The sequence below is a fragment of the Pseudomonas sp. ANT_J12 genome, from assembly GCF_008370045.1.
GTDB lineage: Bacteria > Pseudomonadota > Gammaproteobacteria > Pseudomonadales > Pseudomonadaceae > Aquipseudomonas.
Map to the genome: position 1 here is coordinate 33998 of NZ_VOBN01000023.1, position 18941 is coordinate 52938.

The 18941-nt window shown below is 58.5% G+C and carries 19 protein-coding genes; 5 read left to right on the forward strand and 14 right to left on the reverse strand.

Annotated features, from left to right (window positions below; all coding sequences use genetic code 11):
• Nucleotides 1-71: 71 nt before the first annotated feature.
• A complete protein-coding gene (locus tag FQ192_RS28990) occupies nt 72-338 on the reverse strand; it encodes a hypothetical protein (RefSeq protein ID WP_149661599.1) in 267 nt (88 codons plus the stop codon).
• A gap of 343 nt (nt 339-681) precedes the next feature.
• Here FQ192_RS28990 and FQ192_RS28995 point away from each other — a divergent pair, with 343 nt between their 5' ends.
• Nucleotides 682-2007: a sigma-54 dependent transcriptional regulator gene (locus FQ192_RS28995; protein ID WP_149661600.1), complete on the forward strand. Its 1326-nt coding sequence runs from the start codon at nt 682-684 to the stop codon at nt 2005-2007.
• A gap of 147 nt (nt 2008-2154) precedes the next feature.
• Here the strand turns inward: FQ192_RS28995 and FQ192_RS29000 are convergent, their stop codons facing one another.
• The 9 genes from FQ192_RS29000 to FQ192_RS29040 all read right to left on the reverse strand — a co-directional run bounded on the left by FQ192_RS29000 (nt 2155) and on the right by FQ192_RS29040 (nt 10561).
• Entirely contained in the window at nt 2155-3435 is a 1281-nt protein-coding gene (locus tag FQ192_RS29000) for a transporter (RefSeq protein WP_149661601.1), read from the reverse strand.
• A 47-nt stretch (nt 3436-3482) separates the two neighbouring features.
• Nucleotides 3483-4250, reverse strand: a complete 768-nt coding sequence (locus FQ192_RS29005; protein ID WP_149661602.1) for a hypothetical protein — start codon at nt 4248-4250, stop codon at nt 3483-3485.
• Between the two features lie 33 nt (nt 4251-4283).
• Entirely contained in the window at nt 4284-4964 is a 681-nt protein-coding gene (locus FQ192_RS29010; protein WP_149661603.1) for a C39 family peptidase, read from the reverse strand.
• A 62-nt stretch (nt 4965-5026) separates the two neighbouring features.
• The gene (locus FQ192_RS29015; RefSeq protein ID WP_149661604.1) at nt 5027-6313 is read right to left on the reverse strand and encodes a heme utilization protein; all 1287 of its coding nucleotides are present in this window, start codon (nt 6311-6313) and stop codon (nt 5027-5029) included.
• Between the two features lie 56 nt (nt 6314-6369).
• On the reverse strand, nt 6370-6942 hold the full coding sequence (locus tag FQ192_RS29020; protein ID WP_149661605.1) for an adhesin: 573 nt from the start codon (nt 6940-6942) through the stop codon (nt 6370-6372).
• A gap of 1 nt (nt 6943) precedes the next feature.
• On the reverse strand, nt 6944-7381 hold the full coding sequence (locus tag FQ192_RS29025; RefSeq protein ID WP_149661606.1) for a hypothetical protein: 438 nt from the start codon (nt 7379-7381) through the stop codon (nt 6944-6946).
• A 331-nt stretch (nt 7382-7712) separates the two neighbouring features.
• On the reverse strand, nt 7713-8237 hold the full coding sequence (locus FQ192_RS29030) for an AAA family ATPase (RefSeq protein WP_149661647.1): 525 nt from the start codon (nt 8235-8237) through the stop codon (nt 7713-7715).
• Nucleotides 8234-8797 (reverse strand): nicotinamide riboside transporter PnuC, encoded by a 564-nt coding sequence (gene pnuC / locus FQ192_RS29035; protein ID WP_149661607.1) that lies wholly within the window; start codon nt 8795-8797, stop codon nt 8234-8236. The genes FQ192_RS29030 and pnuC overlap by 4 nt, the downstream gene beginning before the upstream one ends.
• Nucleotides 8798-8926: 129 nt before the next feature.
• Complete coding sequence (locus tag FQ192_RS29040) at nt 8927-10561, reverse strand: methyl-accepting chemotaxis protein (RefSeq protein WP_149661608.1); 1635 nt, start codon at nt 10559-10561, stop codon at nt 8927-8929.
• A gap of 291 nt (nt 10562-10852) precedes the next feature.
• On the opposite strand from FQ192_RS29040, the gene FQ192_RS29045 reads away from it, so the two are divergent.
• On the forward strand, nt 10853-11683 hold the full coding sequence (locus FQ192_RS29045; protein WP_149661609.1) for an undecaprenyl-diphosphate phosphatase: 831 nt from the start codon (nt 10853-10855) through the stop codon (nt 11681-11683).
• On the forward strand, nt 11680-12108 hold the full coding sequence (locus FQ192_RS29050) for a DUF1294 domain-containing protein (RefSeq protein ID WP_149661610.1): 429 nt from the start codon (nt 11680-11682) through the stop codon (nt 12106-12108). Before FQ192_RS29045 ends, FQ192_RS29050 begins: the two co-directional genes overlap by 4 nt.
• Here the strand turns inward: FQ192_RS29050 and FQ192_RS29055 are convergent.
• Together FQ192_RS29055 and FQ192_RS29060 are read right to left on the reverse strand one after the other, a co-directional pair.
• Entirely contained in the window at nt 12105-12464 is a 360-nt protein-coding gene (locus tag FQ192_RS29055; protein WP_149661611.1) for an MmcQ/YjbR family DNA-binding protein, read from the reverse strand. The genes FQ192_RS29050 and FQ192_RS29055 overlap by 4 nt on opposite strands.
• Nucleotides 12461-13369, reverse strand: a complete 909-nt coding sequence (locus FQ192_RS29060) for a LysR substrate-binding domain-containing protein (RefSeq protein ID WP_149661612.1) — start codon at nt 13367-13369, stop codon at nt 12461-12463. The genes FQ192_RS29055 and FQ192_RS29060 overlap by 4 nt, the downstream gene beginning before the upstream one ends.
• Nucleotides 13370-13499: 130 nt before the next feature.
• On the opposite strand from FQ192_RS29060, the gene FQ192_RS29065 reads away from it, so the two are divergent.
• Both FQ192_RS29065 and FQ192_RS29070 read left to right on the forward strand, forming a co-directional pair.
• Nucleotides 13500-14111 carry an FMN-dependent NADH-azoreductase gene (locus tag FQ192_RS29065; RefSeq protein ID WP_149661613.1) on the forward strand — a complete coding sequence of 204 codons (612 nt, stop codon included), beginning with the start codon at nt 13500-13502 and terminating at the stop codon, nt 14109-14111.
• 263 nt (nt 14112-14374) lie between these two features.
• Nucleotides 14375-15412 carry a dienelactone hydrolase gene (locus FQ192_RS29070; protein WP_149661614.1) on the forward strand — a complete coding sequence of 346 codons (1038 nt, stop codon included), beginning with the start codon at nt 14375-14377 and terminating at the stop codon, nt 15410-15412.
• 91 nt (nt 15413-15503) lie between these two features.
• On the opposite strand, the gene FQ192_RS29075 is transcribed toward FQ192_RS29070, so the two are convergent.
• Together FQ192_RS29075 and FQ192_RS29080 are read right to left on the reverse strand one after the other, a co-directional pair.
• Nucleotides 15504-16691, reverse strand: a complete 1188-nt coding sequence (locus tag FQ192_RS29075; protein ID WP_149661615.1) for an MFS transporter — start codon at nt 16689-16691, stop codon at nt 15504-15506.
• Between the two features lie 272 nt (nt 16692-16963).
• Nucleotides 16964-18553: an ABC-F family ATPase gene (locus tag FQ192_RS29080; RefSeq protein ID WP_123410456.1), complete on the reverse strand. Its 1590-nt coding sequence runs from the start codon at nt 18551-18553 to the stop codon at nt 16964-16966.
• Between the last annotated feature and the right edge of the window lie 388 nt (nt 18554-18941).

The window sequence follows — 18941 nt, forward strand, 5'->3', positions numbered from 1 at the left end:
CGATGGCTATTTCGAGGGCGCCATCGCGAGCAAGCTTTGCTCCTACAGGGAATGTATATCCGGCGGAATAATTAATGCGGCATGGACCACGATTGCAGCGTGTAGCCATCTTCGCTCAACGCTTTGCGCGCTTGTTCCAGCAAGTGTTCAAGTTGTACCGGATCGGAATAGGCGCTGCTCGGGATTTGCGCACGGCCGATGCGATTGTTAGTACGGTCGATGACACTCAGGCTGAGTTCGCCGTTGCCGTCTTGTGGGGCCCAGGCCACGCATTGAAATGGCTTGAACGCGCGGTCGGCAATCAAAAGAGCTTCGTTGATACGGAGCGGGGCGGTCATGGGGTTTTCTCTCTGTATGCCCAATCGAGTGACATGCCGTCGGTTGGGCTTACCGTTCGGCTGGTTACTTGTACTGATGCCCTCAATAGGGGGTCGGGTCACACACAATCCAAAGAAAATTCAACTTTCTTTCATATACTCAATGTTCAGGCAGTGATTGAAAGCTGAATGAAAGGTTCAAGTCGTTAGGCAACTAACGAAGCCTGTTCTTATAACTAATCAGTTAACACTCCTATAAGCAATTGATACAAGGCCCTGTCAAATTCTTGCTAATGTTACAGCCAGGTCCGCCAAATGACTGTTTTTAATAATATTTCCTTAAATTTGGCGCCAAGGAACAGTCATGATCGAAGCGCCTGCCTTACGACGTCTGTTAGTGGTTGATCCTTGCGACGATTGCCATCGTCTTTTGCCGGGTTTGCGTTCTGTTGGGTGGGATGTTGACAGCTGTACGCTGGAAAACGCCGCCGACCGAACATGCGATGTCGGCCTCTTGCGATTGCAGCCGTTCCATCTGGAACGTCCCGAAGCCGTCAAGGAACTGATCAGCCGCAGCGGCACCGAATGGATCGCGGTGCTCGATCAGGAAGTTCTGCGCTTGCAGAACGTCGGGGACTTCGTGTGCGAATGGTTTTTCGACTTCCACACCTTGCCGTTCGATGTGGCCCGGGTCCAGGTGACACTGGGGCGCGCGTTCGGCATGGCGCGACTGCGCGGGCAGGGCACGATTCACATCGATCAGCCGGAACACGAGCTGCTCGGTGACAGTAAGCCGATCCGCGAACTGCGCAAGCTGCTGAGCAAACTGGCGCCTACCGAGTCGCCGGTACTGATCCGTGGCGAAAGCGGCACCGGCAAAGAGCTGGTCGCCCGCACCCTGCACCGACAATCCCAGCGCCACAGCAAACCTTTCGTGGCGATCAACTGCGGTGCCATTCCCGAACACTTGATCCAGTCCGAACTGTTTGGTCATGAGAAAGGCGCCTTCACCGGCGCGCATCAGCGCAAGATCGGGCGGATCGAGGCGGCAAACGGCGGCACGCTGTTTCTCGATGAAATCGGCGACCTGCCGTTGGAGCTGCAAGCCAATCTGCTGCGCTTTCTCCAGGAAAAACACATCGAGCATGTCGGCGGCAGCCAGCAGATTCCGGTGGATGTGCGGGTATTGGCGGCGACCCACGTCGACCTTGAAGCCGCCATCGAGAAGAAACGCTTTCGCGAAGATTTGTACTACCGCCTCAACGTTCTGCAAGTAGTCACCGCGCCGCTACGTGAACGCCACGGCGACCTCTCGATGCTGGCTAACCACTTTTCGCATTTCTATAGCCATGAAACCGGTCGTCGCCCCCGCAGCTTCAGCGAAGATGCGCTGATTGCCATGGGCAAGCATGACTGGCCGGGCAATGTTCGCGAGCTGGCCAACCGGGTGCGTCGCGGGTTGGTATTGGCCGAAGGCCGGCAGATCGAAGCGCGAGACTTGGGGCTGATCAGCCAGCTAACCATAGCCGCGCCGATGGGGACGCTGGAAGACTACAAGACCCGGGCTGAACGCCAGGCCTTGTGCGACGTACTTAACCGCCACAGCGACAATTTGAGCATCGCCGCCAAGGTCTTGGGGATATCCAGGCCTACGTTCTACCGGTTGTTGCACAAGCATCAGATTCGTTAGACGCAAAGATCAAAAGATCGCAGCCTCGTTTCACTCGACAGCTCCTACAAGGAATCCGCGCGTACCTGTAGGAGCGATCTTTCGAAGGCCCACCAATAAAAAGCCCCCGCTGCGATTGAAGTCGCAGCGGGGCTTTGCCGTTGTGGATCAGAAGTAGTACGGGAATTTCAGGCTGAAGGAAAAGTCTGGCGAGTCTTCGGTCAGGCCTATGGCCAGGTTGGGCACGATCGTCAGGTTGTCCGTTGCGGCCAGGGTCATGCCGATGTTGAAGTTGGCCGCGTTGTAATCGCTGTTGGAAATCGACTGCCAATCGCCACCGTCCGGCTTGATCTTGCTCTTGCGGGCGAACTGATCGGTGACCGAGAACGACATACTCATCTTCTCGTTCAACGCGAACGCAATGCCGCCGCCAACCTGCCAGGAATCACCCAGTTTCACGTCCCCCTTGACCTTGGAGCCGACCTGAGGGCTGATGTCGCTGAAAGAGTCTTGCATGTTGTAGGTGTAGGACAACGTGCCGAACAGCACGGCAGGGTCGAAGGTCTTGACCAGCGAGATCCCCGGCGTGATCGCCCAGACACCGTTGCCGGTCGGCAGGTCCTCGGGGACCGAGAGGTTATCGTTGGTCGGGTCACTGACCAGCTTGATGCCGTAAGGGTCCTTGCCGGTTGGAGCCTTGACGCGCAGTGTCGCGACCGCGTCGGGCCAGTTGGCCGACTCATCCAGAAACTTGTACGCAACGCCGACGTTAATATCGCCGATGGTCGGGTCCCGGGTCACGGTTGCGTCCGACGTCACCGGACCTGCGCCACCCGCGCCGCCGGAGGAATACGTCGATTCGCGATAAACAATCGGGACGTTGATGTCGAACTGCCAACGTTGTGCCACGTTGTAGCGCCCCGTCAGGTCCAGGGTCCAGTTGTCGGCCTTGATGCGGTCGAGGTTGATGTTGCCGAGAAAAATCGAGTCCAGTGCCAGGAAGCCGTTGAGCGTTAATGCCCGCGTGTCGTAGTGCGTGTAGGTCACGCCGGTTTCGAGGCTGAACTTGCCGCCACCGAAGAAGCCGCTGGCTTCGTCATACAGGTTGGAGACGCTTTGCGCAGGCTCAGAATCATCCTTGAGCGATTGGCCGTATGAGCTGCCGGTGGTGCCTGGCGCACCGGAGGCCACCGTCTGACCACTCTTGACCGGCTCGGCCGGGGATTTGGTCAGGCGTTTGGGCGCCGGTGTCGCAGGTGCTGCTTCGACTTGGCGAACGCGCTGTTCAAGTACCATCAGCGCGTTCTGTTGTGCTTCATAACGCTGTTTCAACTCCGTGAGTTCTTGTTTTAATGCTTCGACCTGAGGGTCCGGTGCTGCGTAGAGCAGTGTTGCCGGGGTCAGGCTACTCAAACAGACGATAGCTCTGAACGTTAACGATCGGTGCATGGATTAGCCGTCCCTTCTGATTAGATCTGAATGAGACTGAGCGTAGATCAGAATCCGATAGTGCGAAGGCCTTTGAGCTGGTCCAGATTGCCGCTCACGGATCCGGCCGTCGGCACGTTGTCACGCAGCACAACATTGAGGGATGTCAAGTTGCGGACCTGGTTGCTACTGCCGAGCAAAGTCGTGTTCTGCATCAGTCCACCCTGGGCCAGGCGCTGCATGGTGCTGCCCTGGTTGTTGTTAGCCACGATGTTGAGTTGAACTCCACTACCGGTTGAGGAAACGCTGAGCGAGCCCGCACCATTGTTGCCCACTAACGTCGTTCCAGGGGTCAATGCCTGACCCTGCGGTTGCGTTGCGGATGACGGGTTGACCTGGCTAGCTTTTGCGACGTTGATATCTACGTTGTTGTAGGCGGTGTTGTTGTCGCCGGCAGCGCGTACTACTTGAGTAACGCCTTCTGTCGTGTTGAGGCCGCCGCCGCCCGTGACGGTGCCTGTCCCTGCGCCGGAGCCGGAGCCTTGCGAACTCGTTTGGCCAGCAGGTTTTTCGTCAATCATCGACACATAGAACTGGGGTTTGATGGTCGATTGTTGAATTTGCATCGCGGACGTCGCCCCGATCAACTGGCCTTCGGCATTCTGCCAAGTGCTGGTCATGACAATGCCGAAACTGACGATACGTCCCGGCATGACAAATCGGCCTCGCAGGGTCGCCAACTCCTGATCCTTCAGTTCAATGGGTTTGAACGTCTCTGCCTGGGTTGGCAGGCTGGCGGCCAGGCAAACCACAGCCAGCCAGGTTGAAGTTTTCATTGGATGCTCCCGGAGCTTCATGCTCCCTTGTTATTAGAAGAAGTCGCTTTGGATGAATCCGAAATCCATCAACTCCGCGTCTTGCACCGGGCTGAACATGTTGAGGCGGTTTTTGGCAGTCAGTGGCAGGGGGGGCTCGAGCAACGCATTGGATTTGTCGTAGCCCTGGCCGATGACGGCAAAGATGATGCCGTTCCAGCCTTTGACAAAGTCGTCGACGCTGTAACGTTTATGGCCGAGTACCGGATCGCCGATATAGACCCAGCCTTGGTGGACTCTTTGCAAGACCACAAAATGCTTGTAGCCACGGATGTCCATGAGGACCACTACGGGGATTTTGATTTCGCTCAACGTTTCCGTCGCCACCCGGTAGCCACGGGCCCGCATGCCGATACTTTCCACGTAGTGCTTCATGTCGAGCATGGAGAAGCCCTGGACGCGGACAAGATTTTGATCCGAGTGGGCCAGCATGCCTTCAATGATTTGATTTTCACTCACGTCCAACCAATAGGCCTGGCGCAAGATGGTTGCCAGCGCCGCGGCGCCGCAACTGAAGTCGGTTTTCTGTTGCACCAGATCAGCAAATTTACGCTCGCGTACGCTCTGGATCGGCTTGTACACCACCGCGCCGCCCGGAAGGACGGAAAGCGGCATTTGTGCAGCCTCGATCACACTGGCCACGCAAAGCAAAATTGCCAAGGCGATGATGCGCATGGTGGGACGCCTTCTGGTTGTTGTTGAAAAAGGCCCCCGTGAGGGGGCCCAAAAGACAGGCATTAGAACGAGTTGTTGGAAATGGCCAGCGAGTTGCTTTGTTGGTTGCCCACACCAGCAGCCACGTTGACACCCAGGTTGCCGCTGCCGCCATTCACCGAACCGCTCAGGGTTGCAGTGTTGGTTACAGGGTTGGCCCAGCCAGTTGGAGTCAGCACTTGATAGGAGTAGGTGTTGCTCAGATCAAATGAACTGCTCTCAGCGTAGGCTTTCGCCTTGTCATACGAAGACTCGTGGGATTTGCTGCCGGATTTTTCGAACGAGGAATCGAACGACTTATCGAACGACGAACTGCCCGACTTGTTGTGCGACTTATCGATCGATACGTCCAGCGTGGCGTCAAGCGATGCGTTCAGAGACGCGTCGGAAGACGAACTGCTGCTACCCGAATGGTGATAGCCATTATCCCAGGCAGCATTTTGAGAAGCCGCAGCCGAAGCATCCAGCGTAGCGTTCAACGAAGCATTCAAATTAGAGCTAGAAGAACTGCTCTTCTCGTAGCTTTTTGAACCACTGGCATCGAAGCTTTTCGAACCGCTCACGTCAAAGCTCGATGAGGAGCTTTTACTGCCGGACGCTGCGCTTGCGTTGGCATAGTTTTTACTGCCGCTGGCCGAGGTGGTAAAGGTCAGCGTATCGACGCGGTAGGTCCGATCGGCATTGTTATTAACGGTCAGGCCAGGGCCGGTTTGTGTAGCAGAGGCGGTGGCTGTGGCGTTACCCAATGGAGCATTGGTGTTAGCAATGGCCATGGTGTTTTTCTGTTGGTTCAGGTCGCCGGCCGCCACGTTGACGCCCATGTTGCCGCTGCCGCCATTAGCCGAACCGCTCATAGAAGCCGTAGCTTGGCTGCCGTAGTTGTCGACCCGGTTGTTGCGGCTGGTTTGGGTGACGGATGCCGTGGCACTGGCGGTGCCGAACACGAACGCATTATCAGGAGCGGCAGCTGCGGCGTTTGCAATAGCGGCTGCGTTGTCTTGTTGGTTGCCGTCGCCGCCAGCCACGTTGACGCCGACGTTGCCGCTGGTGCCTGTAGCAGAGTTATTCATCTCTGCACTGTTGACAGTCCCGGCGTTGCTAATGCGGTTATCGGTACTACTTTGGGTATCCCACGCATTCGCAGTCGCGTAGACAGGGATCCGGGTTGGAGGAGGGGTGTGCTGACCGTTGTTATTGTGGCCATTGTGGTGGCCATTATGGTGGTCGTCACTTTGTCCAGCTTGTACAGCAACAGCCATGACCGCAGCAATTGCGAAAACCAGAGGCTTGATTGCCATCGAAGGTTTCATGGTGATTCTCCGTACTGATTTATAGGTTAAGTGTTGTTTTTTTTACCTGTTTTGGGTCAATCCGCGACCCGTACGCTCACGGTGTTGGCCGTTCGGTTTCCCACCCCGGCGCTCTGATTCAACTGAATAACTCCACGGCTACCGGTGAAGGCCTGATCGCTTGTAGCGACCCGGCGATAGCCTGGTGCGGAGTCAGTTGGATCGGAGTTGTTGATCAGCGCCACGTTCTGTTGCAGGAGGACGCTGTCGTCGATACTTTGCGGCTGTGTACTGATGCTGATCCGCAGGGCATTGGCCTGCTGGTTGTTGCCGCCCGCGCTCTGGTTGACGCCCAGCACGCCGTTACCGTTGCTGAAGGCGTTACCTTGAATGCTGGCGCTGGCGTCGATGCGTGGGTCCGCAGGTGAATGCAGCCGTTGGCGAATCTGTGTGGATGCATGGGCGTTGTTGCCAATGGCGATGGCTCGGGCGTTGACCTGTTGTTGCTGATCGCCCGCAGCCTGGTTGACCCCGAGGTTGCCCTGGTACTGCGCGCCCGAACTGTCGATGTCCGCGTTGTCGATGACGGGAGACTGGGCAAAGGACGATGCACTGCAAAACATGGCGATAATCAGCAGCGAACGATTCATGCTAACGGTCTCCCGTTATGATTTTCAGAGCACCCAGGCCTTGCTGGACGTTCGAATTGACCATGTTGGCGATGCCGCTGCCCGAGTTTCCCGAACGCCCGCCGGGGAGGTTGGACAGTTGGGACTGATTGCTGATATTGCCGCCCAGATTGTTGGTGTTTTGCGTCACCATCTGACTGATGCCTGCACCGCTGGCAACACCGGCAAAATCACCGTCGCTCAACTCGTTCGTTTGATTGAGGATATGTTGCGAAGGGTTGGCGTTAACGGTGGTGGGGTGAGGGTCAGGGATCAGCGGTGGGACCACGGCGTTGCGCGTCTGGACATCACGTTTGATCGTAATGATGCCGTTGTCAGCCTGAGCAGGCAGGCAGAAACTTGAACCCAGCGCGCATCCGATCAGCAGGAGGCGGTAGATGCTTCTATCAAATTTCCCCACGGCGGCAATTCCTTCTGTAATTGGGACGCTGGCCCTTTTCAGCGTTGCGAGGTAGAGAGCAGAAGGTGTGCCGCTTTTTATTTATCGTTTAAAAACAATGGGTTGATTTTAAATCTCGAGGTTGTCAAAAAATATTTGTAACGCCACTGAGACAGCACCACGTAAAAACGCCGTCCATGCGGGCGGCATTGCACGCTAGAGCGGCGAAACGCAGGTTGTATCAGAGGTTTAACAGTTTCGTTCTGCAGCGCTGAAACCGCTTTAGTTCGCGGGTTCGCTCAGGAGGGGGTGTTTCAGGAATGGACACTTGCGCCAGGTCTGGGGGCTCGTGTCAGGCTTCGAGCAAGCGTTTCACGGCCGCGAATGCCGCGTCTTTACGCTGTTGCCAATCACCTTGCAGTATCTGGTAAGGCTGGTGGTGAAGGTCAAGCCAATCGTGGCTCGCCTGGAAAAACCCTTGGCGTTCCTCCAGTTGCGGTTGGCAACGTTGCCCGTCGTCGTGCCAGGCCACTGTTTCAGGGCTCAGCAGCAAATGCAGGTCGTAGTGCCGTGCCAACAATGCTGGCTCGATCCACGTCGGGCACGCGCCAAACAACGTGCGACTCCACAGGATATTGCTCAACAGGTGTGTATCGAGAATCAGCAGTGACGGCTGTTTGGCTCGTGCTTCATCTTCCCAGGCCAGTTGGCCGAGTGCGATGGCGGTAATGTCATCGAGGCAGGTTTCGCGGGCTTGGCTTTCGATGAAATGCCGAACGTACTCACCCACCAACAGCCCGCCAAAATGCGCCTGGATTTCACTCGAAAGCCAGCTTTTGCCGCTGGATTCCGGGCCTGTCAGCACCAGCGCTTTCATGCGTGCAGCGCCGGATCGGCGCGCCATTCACGCCAGCCTTGCACCGCGATCAGGGTAAACAACCCGTAGAGGGTCGCGGTCAGGTACAGGCCCTTGTAGATGAACAGGCTGACAAAGATCACATCGAGGACGATCCACAGCGGCCAGCATTGCACGCGTTTTTGCGCCATCCATAGCTGCGCCACCAGGCTGAAGCCCGTCAGAGCGGCATCGAGCCAGGGTTGCGCGGCGTCGGTCCAGTGGGCCATGGCTGCGCCCAGCAACAGACTGCCGATGGCGCCCACGGCAAGGCCGAGCATGATCGACCGGGCATCCAGCGCGCTGACTTGCCGGCCGTCATGGGCATCGCCGGCTCGGGTCCACTGCCACCAGCCGTAGAGTTGCAACGCGGCGTAGATCACCTGCAGCAACATGTCCGAATACAGCTTCACCTCGAAGAAGATCCAGCTGTAAAGCAGCACCATCACCAGCCCGATCGGCCAGCACCACGGGTTCTGTTTGACCGTCAGCCAGACGGCGATCACGCCGAGGGCGGCAGCAAACAGTTCAAGCCCGGACATGGAGGTTCCTTGGGAGGAGTCGAAAGAGGGGGCGGATTGTAGCGGTTAGATCAAAAGATCGCAGCCTTGGGCAGCACCTACAGGTGTACACAAAACCCTGGAGCTGCCGAAGGCTGCGATCTTTTCGCTTTACACCCGGAATTGCTTGAGCAACCCGTTCAACTGCTCGCTCAATTCCTTGAGGTGAACACTGGCCAGGCTCGATTGTTCCGCCGCCAGCGCCGTGCTGTGGGACAACCCCGCCGCCTGTGTGACGTTCTGGTTGATGTCTTCCACCACATGCGCCTGTTGCAGTGTGGCGCTGGCGATGGAGGCGTTCAGCCCGTTGAGGTTGCGCAGGGCCTGGCCGATGGCGTTCAGGCTCGCACCGGCCAGTCCGGCCTGTTCGATGGTCAGTTGCGAGGCGCGGCTGCTGTCGCCGATCACCTTGACCGCCGCTTCGGAGTGGTTTTGCAGGCGTTCGATCATCGCCTGGATTTCCGCCGTGGACTTCTGTGTGCGCTGGGCGAGCAGGCGCACTTCATCGGCCACTACCGCAAACCCGCGACCTTGCTCGCCAGCCCGGGCAGCTTCGATGGCCGCGTTGAGGGCCAGCAGGTTGGTTTGCTCGGCAATCGAGCGAATCACTTCCAGCACACTGCCAATCTGGGTGCTTTCGGCAGCCAGGGTGCGAATCACTTCCACCGCTTGATCAATGGTGCCGGAGAGCTTGTCGATCTGTTGCAAGCTGCCATCGATGTTGACCTGACCCTGTTGCGCCTGGGACTCGGCGTCGCGCATTTCACTGGCCGCATGCTCGGCGTTCTTCGCTACGTCCTGCACGCCGTAGGTCACTTCATTGATTGCGGTCGCCACCAGTTCCATTTGCTGGGACTGCTGCTGACTGCGTTGCTGTGCCTGCGCCGCATCGTTACCCAGATCGCTGGACGACTGGCCCAGGGCGCTGGCCGACACCTGCAACTGGCTGATCACCTGCCGCAGCTTGGCGGTAAAGGCGTTGAAGTGGTGCGCCAGTTGCGTGACTTCGTCCTGGCCGTGAGTGTCGAGGCTGCGGGTCAGGTCGCTTTCGCCGCTGGCGATATTGGCCATGGCGTTTACGGTTTCCTGCAATGGACGCACGATGCTGCGGGCAATCATGATCACCAGCAGCGCCATGATCAGGGTAATTGCCATGCCGATAAACGAAGCTTTCCAGACCTGCCCGTAGAATTCGGCTTGCAGGTCATCGACATACACGCCCGAACCGATGACCCAGCCCCAGGGTTCGAACAGTTTGACGTAGGAGGTTTTTTCCACCGGCGCGCTGGCGCCCGGTTTCGGCCAACGGTAGTCAACCATGCCGGCGCCCTTGGACTTGGCGATGGCGACCATCTCGTTGAACAGCGCAAAGCCATCCGGGTCGCGGATCGCCGAGAGGTTCTGGCCTTCGAGTTTCGGGTTGGCCGGGTGCATGATCATCACCGGCCCCAGGTCGTTGATCCAGAAGTAGTCGTTCTGGTCATAGCGCAGGCCGCGAACCACGGTCAGCGCCTGTTTTTGCGCCGCTTCGCGGGTGAGGGTGCCGGCGGTTTCCAGGTCGTGGTAGTAGTTCAGGATGCCACTGGCCGTCTGCACCACGTGCTGGGTTTTCTGCGCCTTGGCATGGTACAGGTCGTCGTGAATCTGTTTGAGCATCAAGATGCCCAGCGTCAATAACATCACGATGGCCACGATCAAGATGAGCCACAAGCGTCGGCTGATCGACACACTGCGTAAGCTGTTCATAACGCTGTCACTCCAGATTCTTCTTCTTGTAATAAACGATCGCGAGCATCCAACCACACTGTGCCGGTGGGGCCTATTCGACCCAAGTCCAATTACACGGCGGCGTAATCGGAGCTTGTCTGATAGGATTTCGGCCTCGCGTGGAAAAACCTGAATCCAAGTTGATTTTTCACGGAATTTTTACGGTTTCGTGGGGATCCTGTGCGCGAGAGACTTCAGCTACGCTGAGCGCAGTGAACGAACTAAAAATATTAACGGGGCATGCCTTTGAGCGCTGCCTTTGGGGGATTGATGGATCTTTGGACGGCCTTCCAGGCACTGATTCTAGGCGTTGTAGAAGGGCTGACGGAGTTTTTGCCCATTTCGAGTACCGGACACCAGATTATCGTCGCGGATTTGCTCGACTTCGGTGGTGAGCGGGCCATTGCATTCAACATCATCATCCAGCTAGGCGCGATTCTCGCGGTGGTCTGGGAGTTCCGGCGCAAGATCCTCGACGTGGTCGTCGGCTTGCCGACCCAGCCGAGCGCACGGCGCTTTACCGCCAACCTGTTGATTGCCTTCATGCCGGCCGTGGTACTGGGGGTGATTTTTTCCGATTTGATTCACCACTACCTGTTTAACCCGATCACCGTGGCAGCGGCGTTGGTCGTGGGCGGGATCATCATGTTGTGGGCCGAGAAGCGTCAGCACGAAGTGCATGCCGAAACGGTCGATGACATCACCTGGCAGGACGCGCTGAAAGTCGGCTTCGCCCAATGCCTGGCGATGATCCCGGGGACCTCGCGTTCCGGCTCGACGATCATCGGCGGCCTGCTGTTCGGGCTGTCGCGCAAAACCGCCACCGAGTTCTCGTTCTTCCTGGCCATGCCAACCATGGTCGCGGCGGCGGTGTATTCGGGGTTCAAGTACCGCCATCTGTTCGTCCCGGCGGATTTTCCGGTGTTCGCCATCGGTTTTGTCACTGCGTTTATCTTCGCGATGATTGCCGTCAAGGCGCTGCTCAAGTTCATTGCCAGTCACAGCTACGCGGTGTTTGCGTGGTATCGCATTGCGTTTGGCCTGGTGATCCTGGCGACCTGGCAGTTCGGTTGGGTCGATTGGGCAGCCGCCAAGCCATGAGTGATTCCAGCGCGCGCAACAACCCTGGTCGCAAGTCCGGGGGCGAAGTCCAGCATCCACGCTTGAAATTGCTGGTGCTCGCCATCCTGTGCGCGCTGCCGCTGTATGGTTCGCTGATGGTGTGGCTGCGCGGGGTTTCCGTGATCCCGCTGGCGGCCTACGGCGTGGTCAGCGTGGTCGCGTTTTTCCTGTACTGGAGCGACAAGCGCAAGGCCCGCGCCGACACCTGGCGCACGCCGGAAAACGTCTTGCACGCAGTCGAACTGGCCGGTGGCTGGCCGGGTGCCTTGTTGGCCCAGCAAGTGTTCCGGCACAAGACTCGCAAGCTTTCGTTTCAACTGGTGTTCTGGCTGATCGTGCTCATGCACCAGGTGTTCTGGATCGACCAGTTGTTTCTCGGTGCGAACCTGCTGGCGTTGTTTTAAAGAAGCAGCCCGACCTGAGAGCGCTTGGGCAACTTGCCCACCACCAGTTGGTGGGAACGTTGCAGCAGCGCCTTCAGTTCTTCGGCGCCCAGCGGGTAGGGCGTCTGCATGATGATCCATTGCGCCCGGGCCAGGTACGGCGCCGGGTGAATGCCCGGTCGGTCGCAATGGCCGAGAAACAAATCCTTGTCGACCTTGAACGCCAGGGATTCGCCCCGCAGGTTCTGCAACGCGAACATCTTGTTCCCGGCAATCGAAAACACCCGCACGCCACCCCATTTGTAGTCTTCCCGCGCGCCGGGCAGCCCCAGGCAAAACTGCGCGACATCCGCTTCGTTCATGCGTCCAGCCTTCATATCAATCGGTCCCCACAGGCATTGAATGATTCGATCAAGTGGTCGAGCCAGGCGCGCACGGCCGGCATTACCCCGCGCCGATGAGGGTAGACCGCTTGCAGCCAGCCGCCAGGCATCGACCAGTCGGGCAGCAACTGGATCAATGAACCGTCCGCCAGCTCCGACTCGCAATACATCATTGGCAGAACGGTAAAGCCCTGGCCAGCGAGGGCGCAGGCGCGGCGCACGATAAAGTCGTCAATACCCAGCCGTGCCTCCATTGCCAGGTCATGGCTTTTACCCTGTTGATCGAGCATACGGATATGCACCATGCGGTCGGGTTCCAGCGCTCCGAGGACCGGCAAACTCTTGAGGTCGTCCGGATGGTTGATTTCCCGGCCGTGCAAGAAGGCGGGGCTGGCGACCATGAGCGTCTGCGCCTGACGCAGGCGTCGGGTCACCAGTAATGGGTCTTCATCTCCCAATTCGCGGACGCGCAGGGCGACATCGACGCCTTCGGTGACCAGATCGACCCGGCGGTTGACCAGCATGACCTCCAGCTGGACCTGCGGGTATTTCCCGAGAAAGTCGCTGATGATCGTTGGCAACATTTGATTGGCCAACCCCACGGGGCAGGACACCCGCAATCGCCCTCGGGGTTCGCTGGACATGCTGGCCACCGCTTCGTCGGCCATCTCCGCTTCCAGCAACATCGCCTGACAGTGGCGCAAGTAACGTTCGCCCACGGCGGTCAATTTCAGTTGGCGAGTGGTGCGTTGCAGTAGACGCGCGCCCAGGCGTTCTTCCAGCTCGGCGATGCGCCGCGACAGCCGCGACTTGGGAATCCCCAGCAAGCGCCCGGCGGCCGCGAAACCACCGGCTTCGACGACTTTGGCGAAATAGTAGAGGTCGTTAAGGTCTTGCATGATCTGGACTCGATTGTTCTATCAGTGAGACGAACTATCGCATTGTTGCGGGCTAATCACCTATTAGATTCATCTGTAGGATCACCTCCATCAGATCGCCCGGTGGCGATCCTCACCTGGAGATCCTTAAATGAAACTGTTGCATATCGATTCGAGCATTTTGGGTGACAACTCGGCGTCCCGTCAGTTGAGCGGCGAAGTGGTCAAAGCCTGGCAAGCCGCTGACGCTTCGGCCGTCGTCACTTACCGCGACCTGGCTGCTGACGCCATCAGCCATTTCTCCTCCACTACCCTGGTTGCCGCTGGCACCACCGCTGAGCTGCGCAACGCCGCGCAACAGCACGAAGCCGAACTGAGCGCTTCGACCCTGGCTGAATTCCTTGCTGCCGACGCCATCGTCATTGCCGCGCCGATGTACAACTTCACCATCCCGACTCAACTCAAGGCCTGGATTGACCGCATCGCCGTGGCCGGCCAGACCTTCCGCTACACCGAAGCCGGCCCGGAAGGCCTGTGCGGTGGCAAGAAACTGGTGATCGTTTCGACTTCGGGTGGCCTCCACGTCGGTCAAGCCACCGGCGTAGCGCACGAAGACTACTTGAAAGTGCTGTTCGGTTTCCTGGGCATCACTGATATTGAGTTCGTTCGCGCCCATGGCCTGGCTTACGGTGACGAAGTGCGCACCAAAGCCCTGAGCGACGCTCACACGCACATCAGCGATCAACTGTTCGCTGCGGCATAAGGCCTGTGTAAGGCTTGCGTAAAAAATACTAAACAGCTCAGGTAATACCCGAAAAACTCTGTATTCTGATCATCGTAATGATCAGTTACAGAGTTTTTTTGTTTTTGACCGTTTTATAGGTTCTGGCCCAGGTTATGCAGTCGAGGGTTAACGTCCCCGTCGCGCAATGACCTTGGTGGCCGCAAACACTGGCACGAGGCCGCGTACTCCGTACATCGGAGCACTACGGGCTTTTCAGGCAAGTATCAAAGGTGGGGCATCCCATGGTGCGTCTTTGTGCAACGTTACTGATATGCCTGCTCAGCAGCCTGCTTTCAGTGCACGCCGCGCCTGGGCTGCATGCGCACTGGGGCGTCGGCTATCACGAGATGACGTTCCTCGATCCGCTGGATTTGCAGCCGATGCGCGCCATTGCCTTTTATCCCTCCAGCGATAAAGAACACACCAGCAAACTCGATGGCTACACCGTCGAAGCGAGCGAAGACGCCCGCGTGGCGATCGGCCGTTTCCCGATGCTGATGCTGTCCCATGGCAACGTCGGCACGCCGCTGGCCTTGCACGACCTCGCCACCTCGCTGGCACGCAAGGGCTTTGTGGTGGTGGCGGTGATTCACCCCGGCGACAACTCCAAGGATCACAGCCGTCTCGGCACCTTGAGCAACCTGTACGGTCGGCCGCTGCAAATTTCCGAAGCCATTACCGCCACCCTGGGCGATCCCATGCTCGCGCCGTTCGTCAACGCCGATCAGGTGGGGGTGATTGGTTACTCGGCGGGCGGCGAAACGGCGTTGATCCTGTCCGGTGCCACACCCGACCTGGATCGTCTGCGCCGCTATTGCCAGGAGCGACCGGACGACCGCGATGCCTGCAACACCCAGGGCGAGCTGATTGTCGACCGTGATGATTTGCAGCCAGTGGCCGACCCGCGTGTCCACGCCTTGCTGCTGATGGCGCCGCTGAGCCTGAAGTTCGGCCGCCACACCCTGGCGGATGTGCATGTGCCGGTGCTGCTGTACAGCGGCGACGGCGACAAACTGGTGGCTTTCGACAAGAACGCCGCTGCCCTGGCGCGCAAACTGCCGATCGCGCCGGACTTCAAGCTGCTGGCCGGGGCAGGGCACTTCGTGTTCATGGCGCCGTGCAACGAAGAGCAGATCATCGCCATGCCGGCGTTGTGTACCGATGCCGATGGGGTTGATCGTGAGGACATTCACCGCAACCTGATCTCGGAAGCGGGACGGTTTTTCTCCCATGCCCTGGGCAAACCGAGTCGGGCCGGGATGCAAACCGCCGATCAATAACGCCGAACCTTGTAGGAGCAAAGCTTGCTCGCGATGGCGGTCTCACGGACACCATCGCGGGCAAGCCTTGCTCCTACAGAGGTCGGGCGCATCAGGCCATTGCGCGGCGTTTCAGCATTAATGTCAGGCCCAACCCTGTCACCGACAACAACGCCGCACAAAAGAAAATCCACGAATACCCCAGGTTCAACGCGACCGCGCCCATCAGCGGTCCGGCAATCGCCAGCGCCAGGTCAAAAAACACCGCATAAGCACTCAATCCCGCGCCGCGACTGGTGTTGGGCACCTGCTTGATCGCCTCGACCCCCAGCGCCGGATACACCAGCGACAGGCCGAACCCGGTCAACCCGGCGCCGATCAACGCGTACCCGGTGGACGGCGCCAGCCACAGCAGCACCAGGCCCACGGTTTCGATGGTCATGCAGGCAATGGCCGAGGTGAAGCCGCCGTATCGGCTGATAGTGGAAATGAACAACAGCCGCGACAGGATGAAACACACCCCAAACACCGTCAGGCAGTACGCCGCGCCGGTCCAGCCGCGATTGAGGTAATACAGGGTAATAAAGGTGGTCAGGGTGCCGTAGCCGATGGACGCCAGGCTCAGGCTCGCGCCAAACGGGGCAATACGCCCGAACACGTTCCAAAAGGGCAGGCGTTCGCCGCGAATCACCGGCACCGATGGCTTGTTGCGAATCAGCAACAGCGCCCCCAGGGCCAGCACCGACAGGACAATCCCCAGGCTTTCAAAGCCATACTCGGCGACCATCACCACCCCCAGCGGCGCGCCAATCGCAATGGCGCCGTAGGACGCGATGCCGTTCCAGGAAATCGAGCGCGCCGTGTGCTCGGCGCCAACCTGGCCCATGCACCAACTGATGGTGCCGACGCCGATCAAGCCCTGGGCGATCCCCAGCAGCAACCGGCCGGCAATCAGGATCATCAGACTCAGCAACGGCAGGCTTTGCAGCAAGGTCGAGAGCAAGGTCAGCAAGCCGCTTAACACAATCCCCGACAAGCCGTAGACAATCGCGCGCTTGGTGCCGACGCTGTCCGACATGCGCCCGGCCATCGGCCGGCTGAGGAGGGTGGCCAGGTATTGGCAACCGATGGTCAGCCCCGCAATGATCGCGCTGAACCCCAGTTGTTCATGGACATACCCCGGAATCACCGCAATCGGCAGGCCGATGCAGAGGAAGGCGATAAAGGTATAGAAAACGATGGAGACGATCTGCAGGGTGATCGCCATGGAGCTTTGCGGGGGCAGTGGCTGCGCAGACATAGGGCTCGTTCGCGGGCGGCGGTGGGAGACCTGCATCATGGCGTGGGCCGGGAATAAAAGGAAGCAGGCTAACTACTTCTCGCCACCTGATCGTTCCCACGCTCCGCGTGGGAATGCAGCCCGGGACGCTCCGCGTCCCATTGGAACGCGGAGCGTCCCTCGAGGCATTCCCACGCAGAGCGTGGGAACGATCAAAAGCCCGAATGCAAAAAGCCCCGTCACATGGACAGGGCTTCTACTTGCCGCTTGCAGCTTGAAACTAAAAGCTGCCCTTAAAACACCACGCCTTGGCTGCGCAGGTAATCATCGTAAGTACCGCTAAAGTCGATCACACCGCTAGGGCTGAGTTCGATAATGCGGGTGGCCAACGACGATACGAACTCACGGTCGTGGCTGACGAAGATCAGCGTGCCCGGGTAGTTCTCCAGCGCCAGGTTCAGCGCCTCGATGGATTCCATGTCCAAGTGGTTGGTCGGTTCGTCCATGATCAGCACGTTCGGCTTTTGCAGGATCAGCTTGCCGAACAGCATGCGACCTTGCTCACCACCGGAGATGACCTTGACCGACTTGAGAATCTCGTCGTTGGAGAACAGCATCCGGCCGAGGGTGCCGCGAACCATCTGCTCGCCGCCCTGGGTCCATTGGCCCATCCAGTCGAACAGGTTGCAGTCGTCTTCGAAGTCGTGCGCGTGGTCCTGGGCGTAGTAGCCCAGTTCCGCGGCGTCGGTCCACTTCACGGTGCCGGCGTCCGGGGTCAGTTCATTGACCAGGGTGCGCAGCAGGGTGGTTTTACCGATACCGTTCGGGCCGATGATCGCTACGCGCTCGCCGGCTTCAACCTGGAAGCTGAAGTCCTTGAACAGTGGCTTGCCGTCGAAGCCTTTGGCCATGCGCTCGACGATGACCGCCTGACGGTGCAGCTTCTTGTTCTGTTCGAAACGAATGAACGGGCTCACACGGCTCGAAGGCTTGACCTCGGCCAGCTGGATCTTGTCGATCGCCTTGGCACGGGAGGTCGCTTGCTTGGCTTTCGAGGCGTTGGCCGAGAAGCGGCTGACAAACGATTGCAGCTCGGAAATCTGGGCTTTCTTCTTGGCGTTGTCCGACAGCAGTTGCTCGCGGGACTGGGTCGCCACGGTCATGTACTCGTCGTAGTTGCCCGGGAACAGGCGCAGCTCGCCGTAATCCAGGTCAGCCATGTGGGTGCACACGCTGTTCAGGAAGTGACGGTCGTGAGAGATGATGATCATCAGGCTGGAGCGCTGGGTCAGAATGTTTTCCAGCCAGCGGATGGTGTTGATGTCCAGGTGGTTGGTCGGTTCGTCGAGCAACAGCACTTCAGGATCGGAGAACAGCGCCTGAGCCAGCAATACGCGCAGTTTCCAGCCAGGGGACACTTCGCTCATCGGGCCGAAGTGCTGCTCGATGCCGATACCCAGGCCCAGCAACAGTTCACCGGCACGGGATTCGGCGGTGTAGCCGTCCATTTCGGCGAACTCGGTTTCCAGTTCGGCCACGGCCATGCCGTCTTCTTCGGTCATTTCTGGCAACGAGTAGATGCGATCGCGCTCGGCCTTGACCTTCCACAGCTCTTCGTGACCCATGATCACGGTGTCGATCACGGTGAATTCTTCGTAGGCGAACTGGTCCTGGCGCAATTTACCCAGACGCACGTTCGGCTCGAGCATGACCTGGCCACCGGACGGCTCGAGATCGTTACCGAGGATCTTCATGAAGGTCGACTTGCCGCAACCGTTGGCGCCGATCAGGCCATAGCGGTTGCCCGCGGCGAACTTGACCGAAACGTTCTCGAATAACGGCTTGGCGCCGAACTGCATCGTGATGTTAGCTGTAGAAATCAAAGGTTTTTCCTGCGAAGCATTCAGAGTAGCTAGGGGTGCGGCAGTACCGATTCAGTACCCGGTTCCGGTTTTCAAACCACGGGAAATGCATCCCGGTCAGAAGCGGAAGGTCCATCTGGCAATAAGTGGACAGCAGCAATGGAGCGCTTGGCCCGAGTGAAAGTGCGCTGAGGCGGGGATCATTCCCGTCATCAACCAAGGGGGGCGCGTAATGTTTGGCGGCGATTGTACTGGTCTGGCTCTTTAAACGATAGGGCGTTGAGGCCGCACGGGCGTTTTGGTGGCATCAGTGGACAGATATTCACATCAGGATGCTAACTATTTGTTACAAAGCATGGCTAAAATGCCACCTATCAATCCAATGCCACTTTGGCATCGGCTCAAGGAC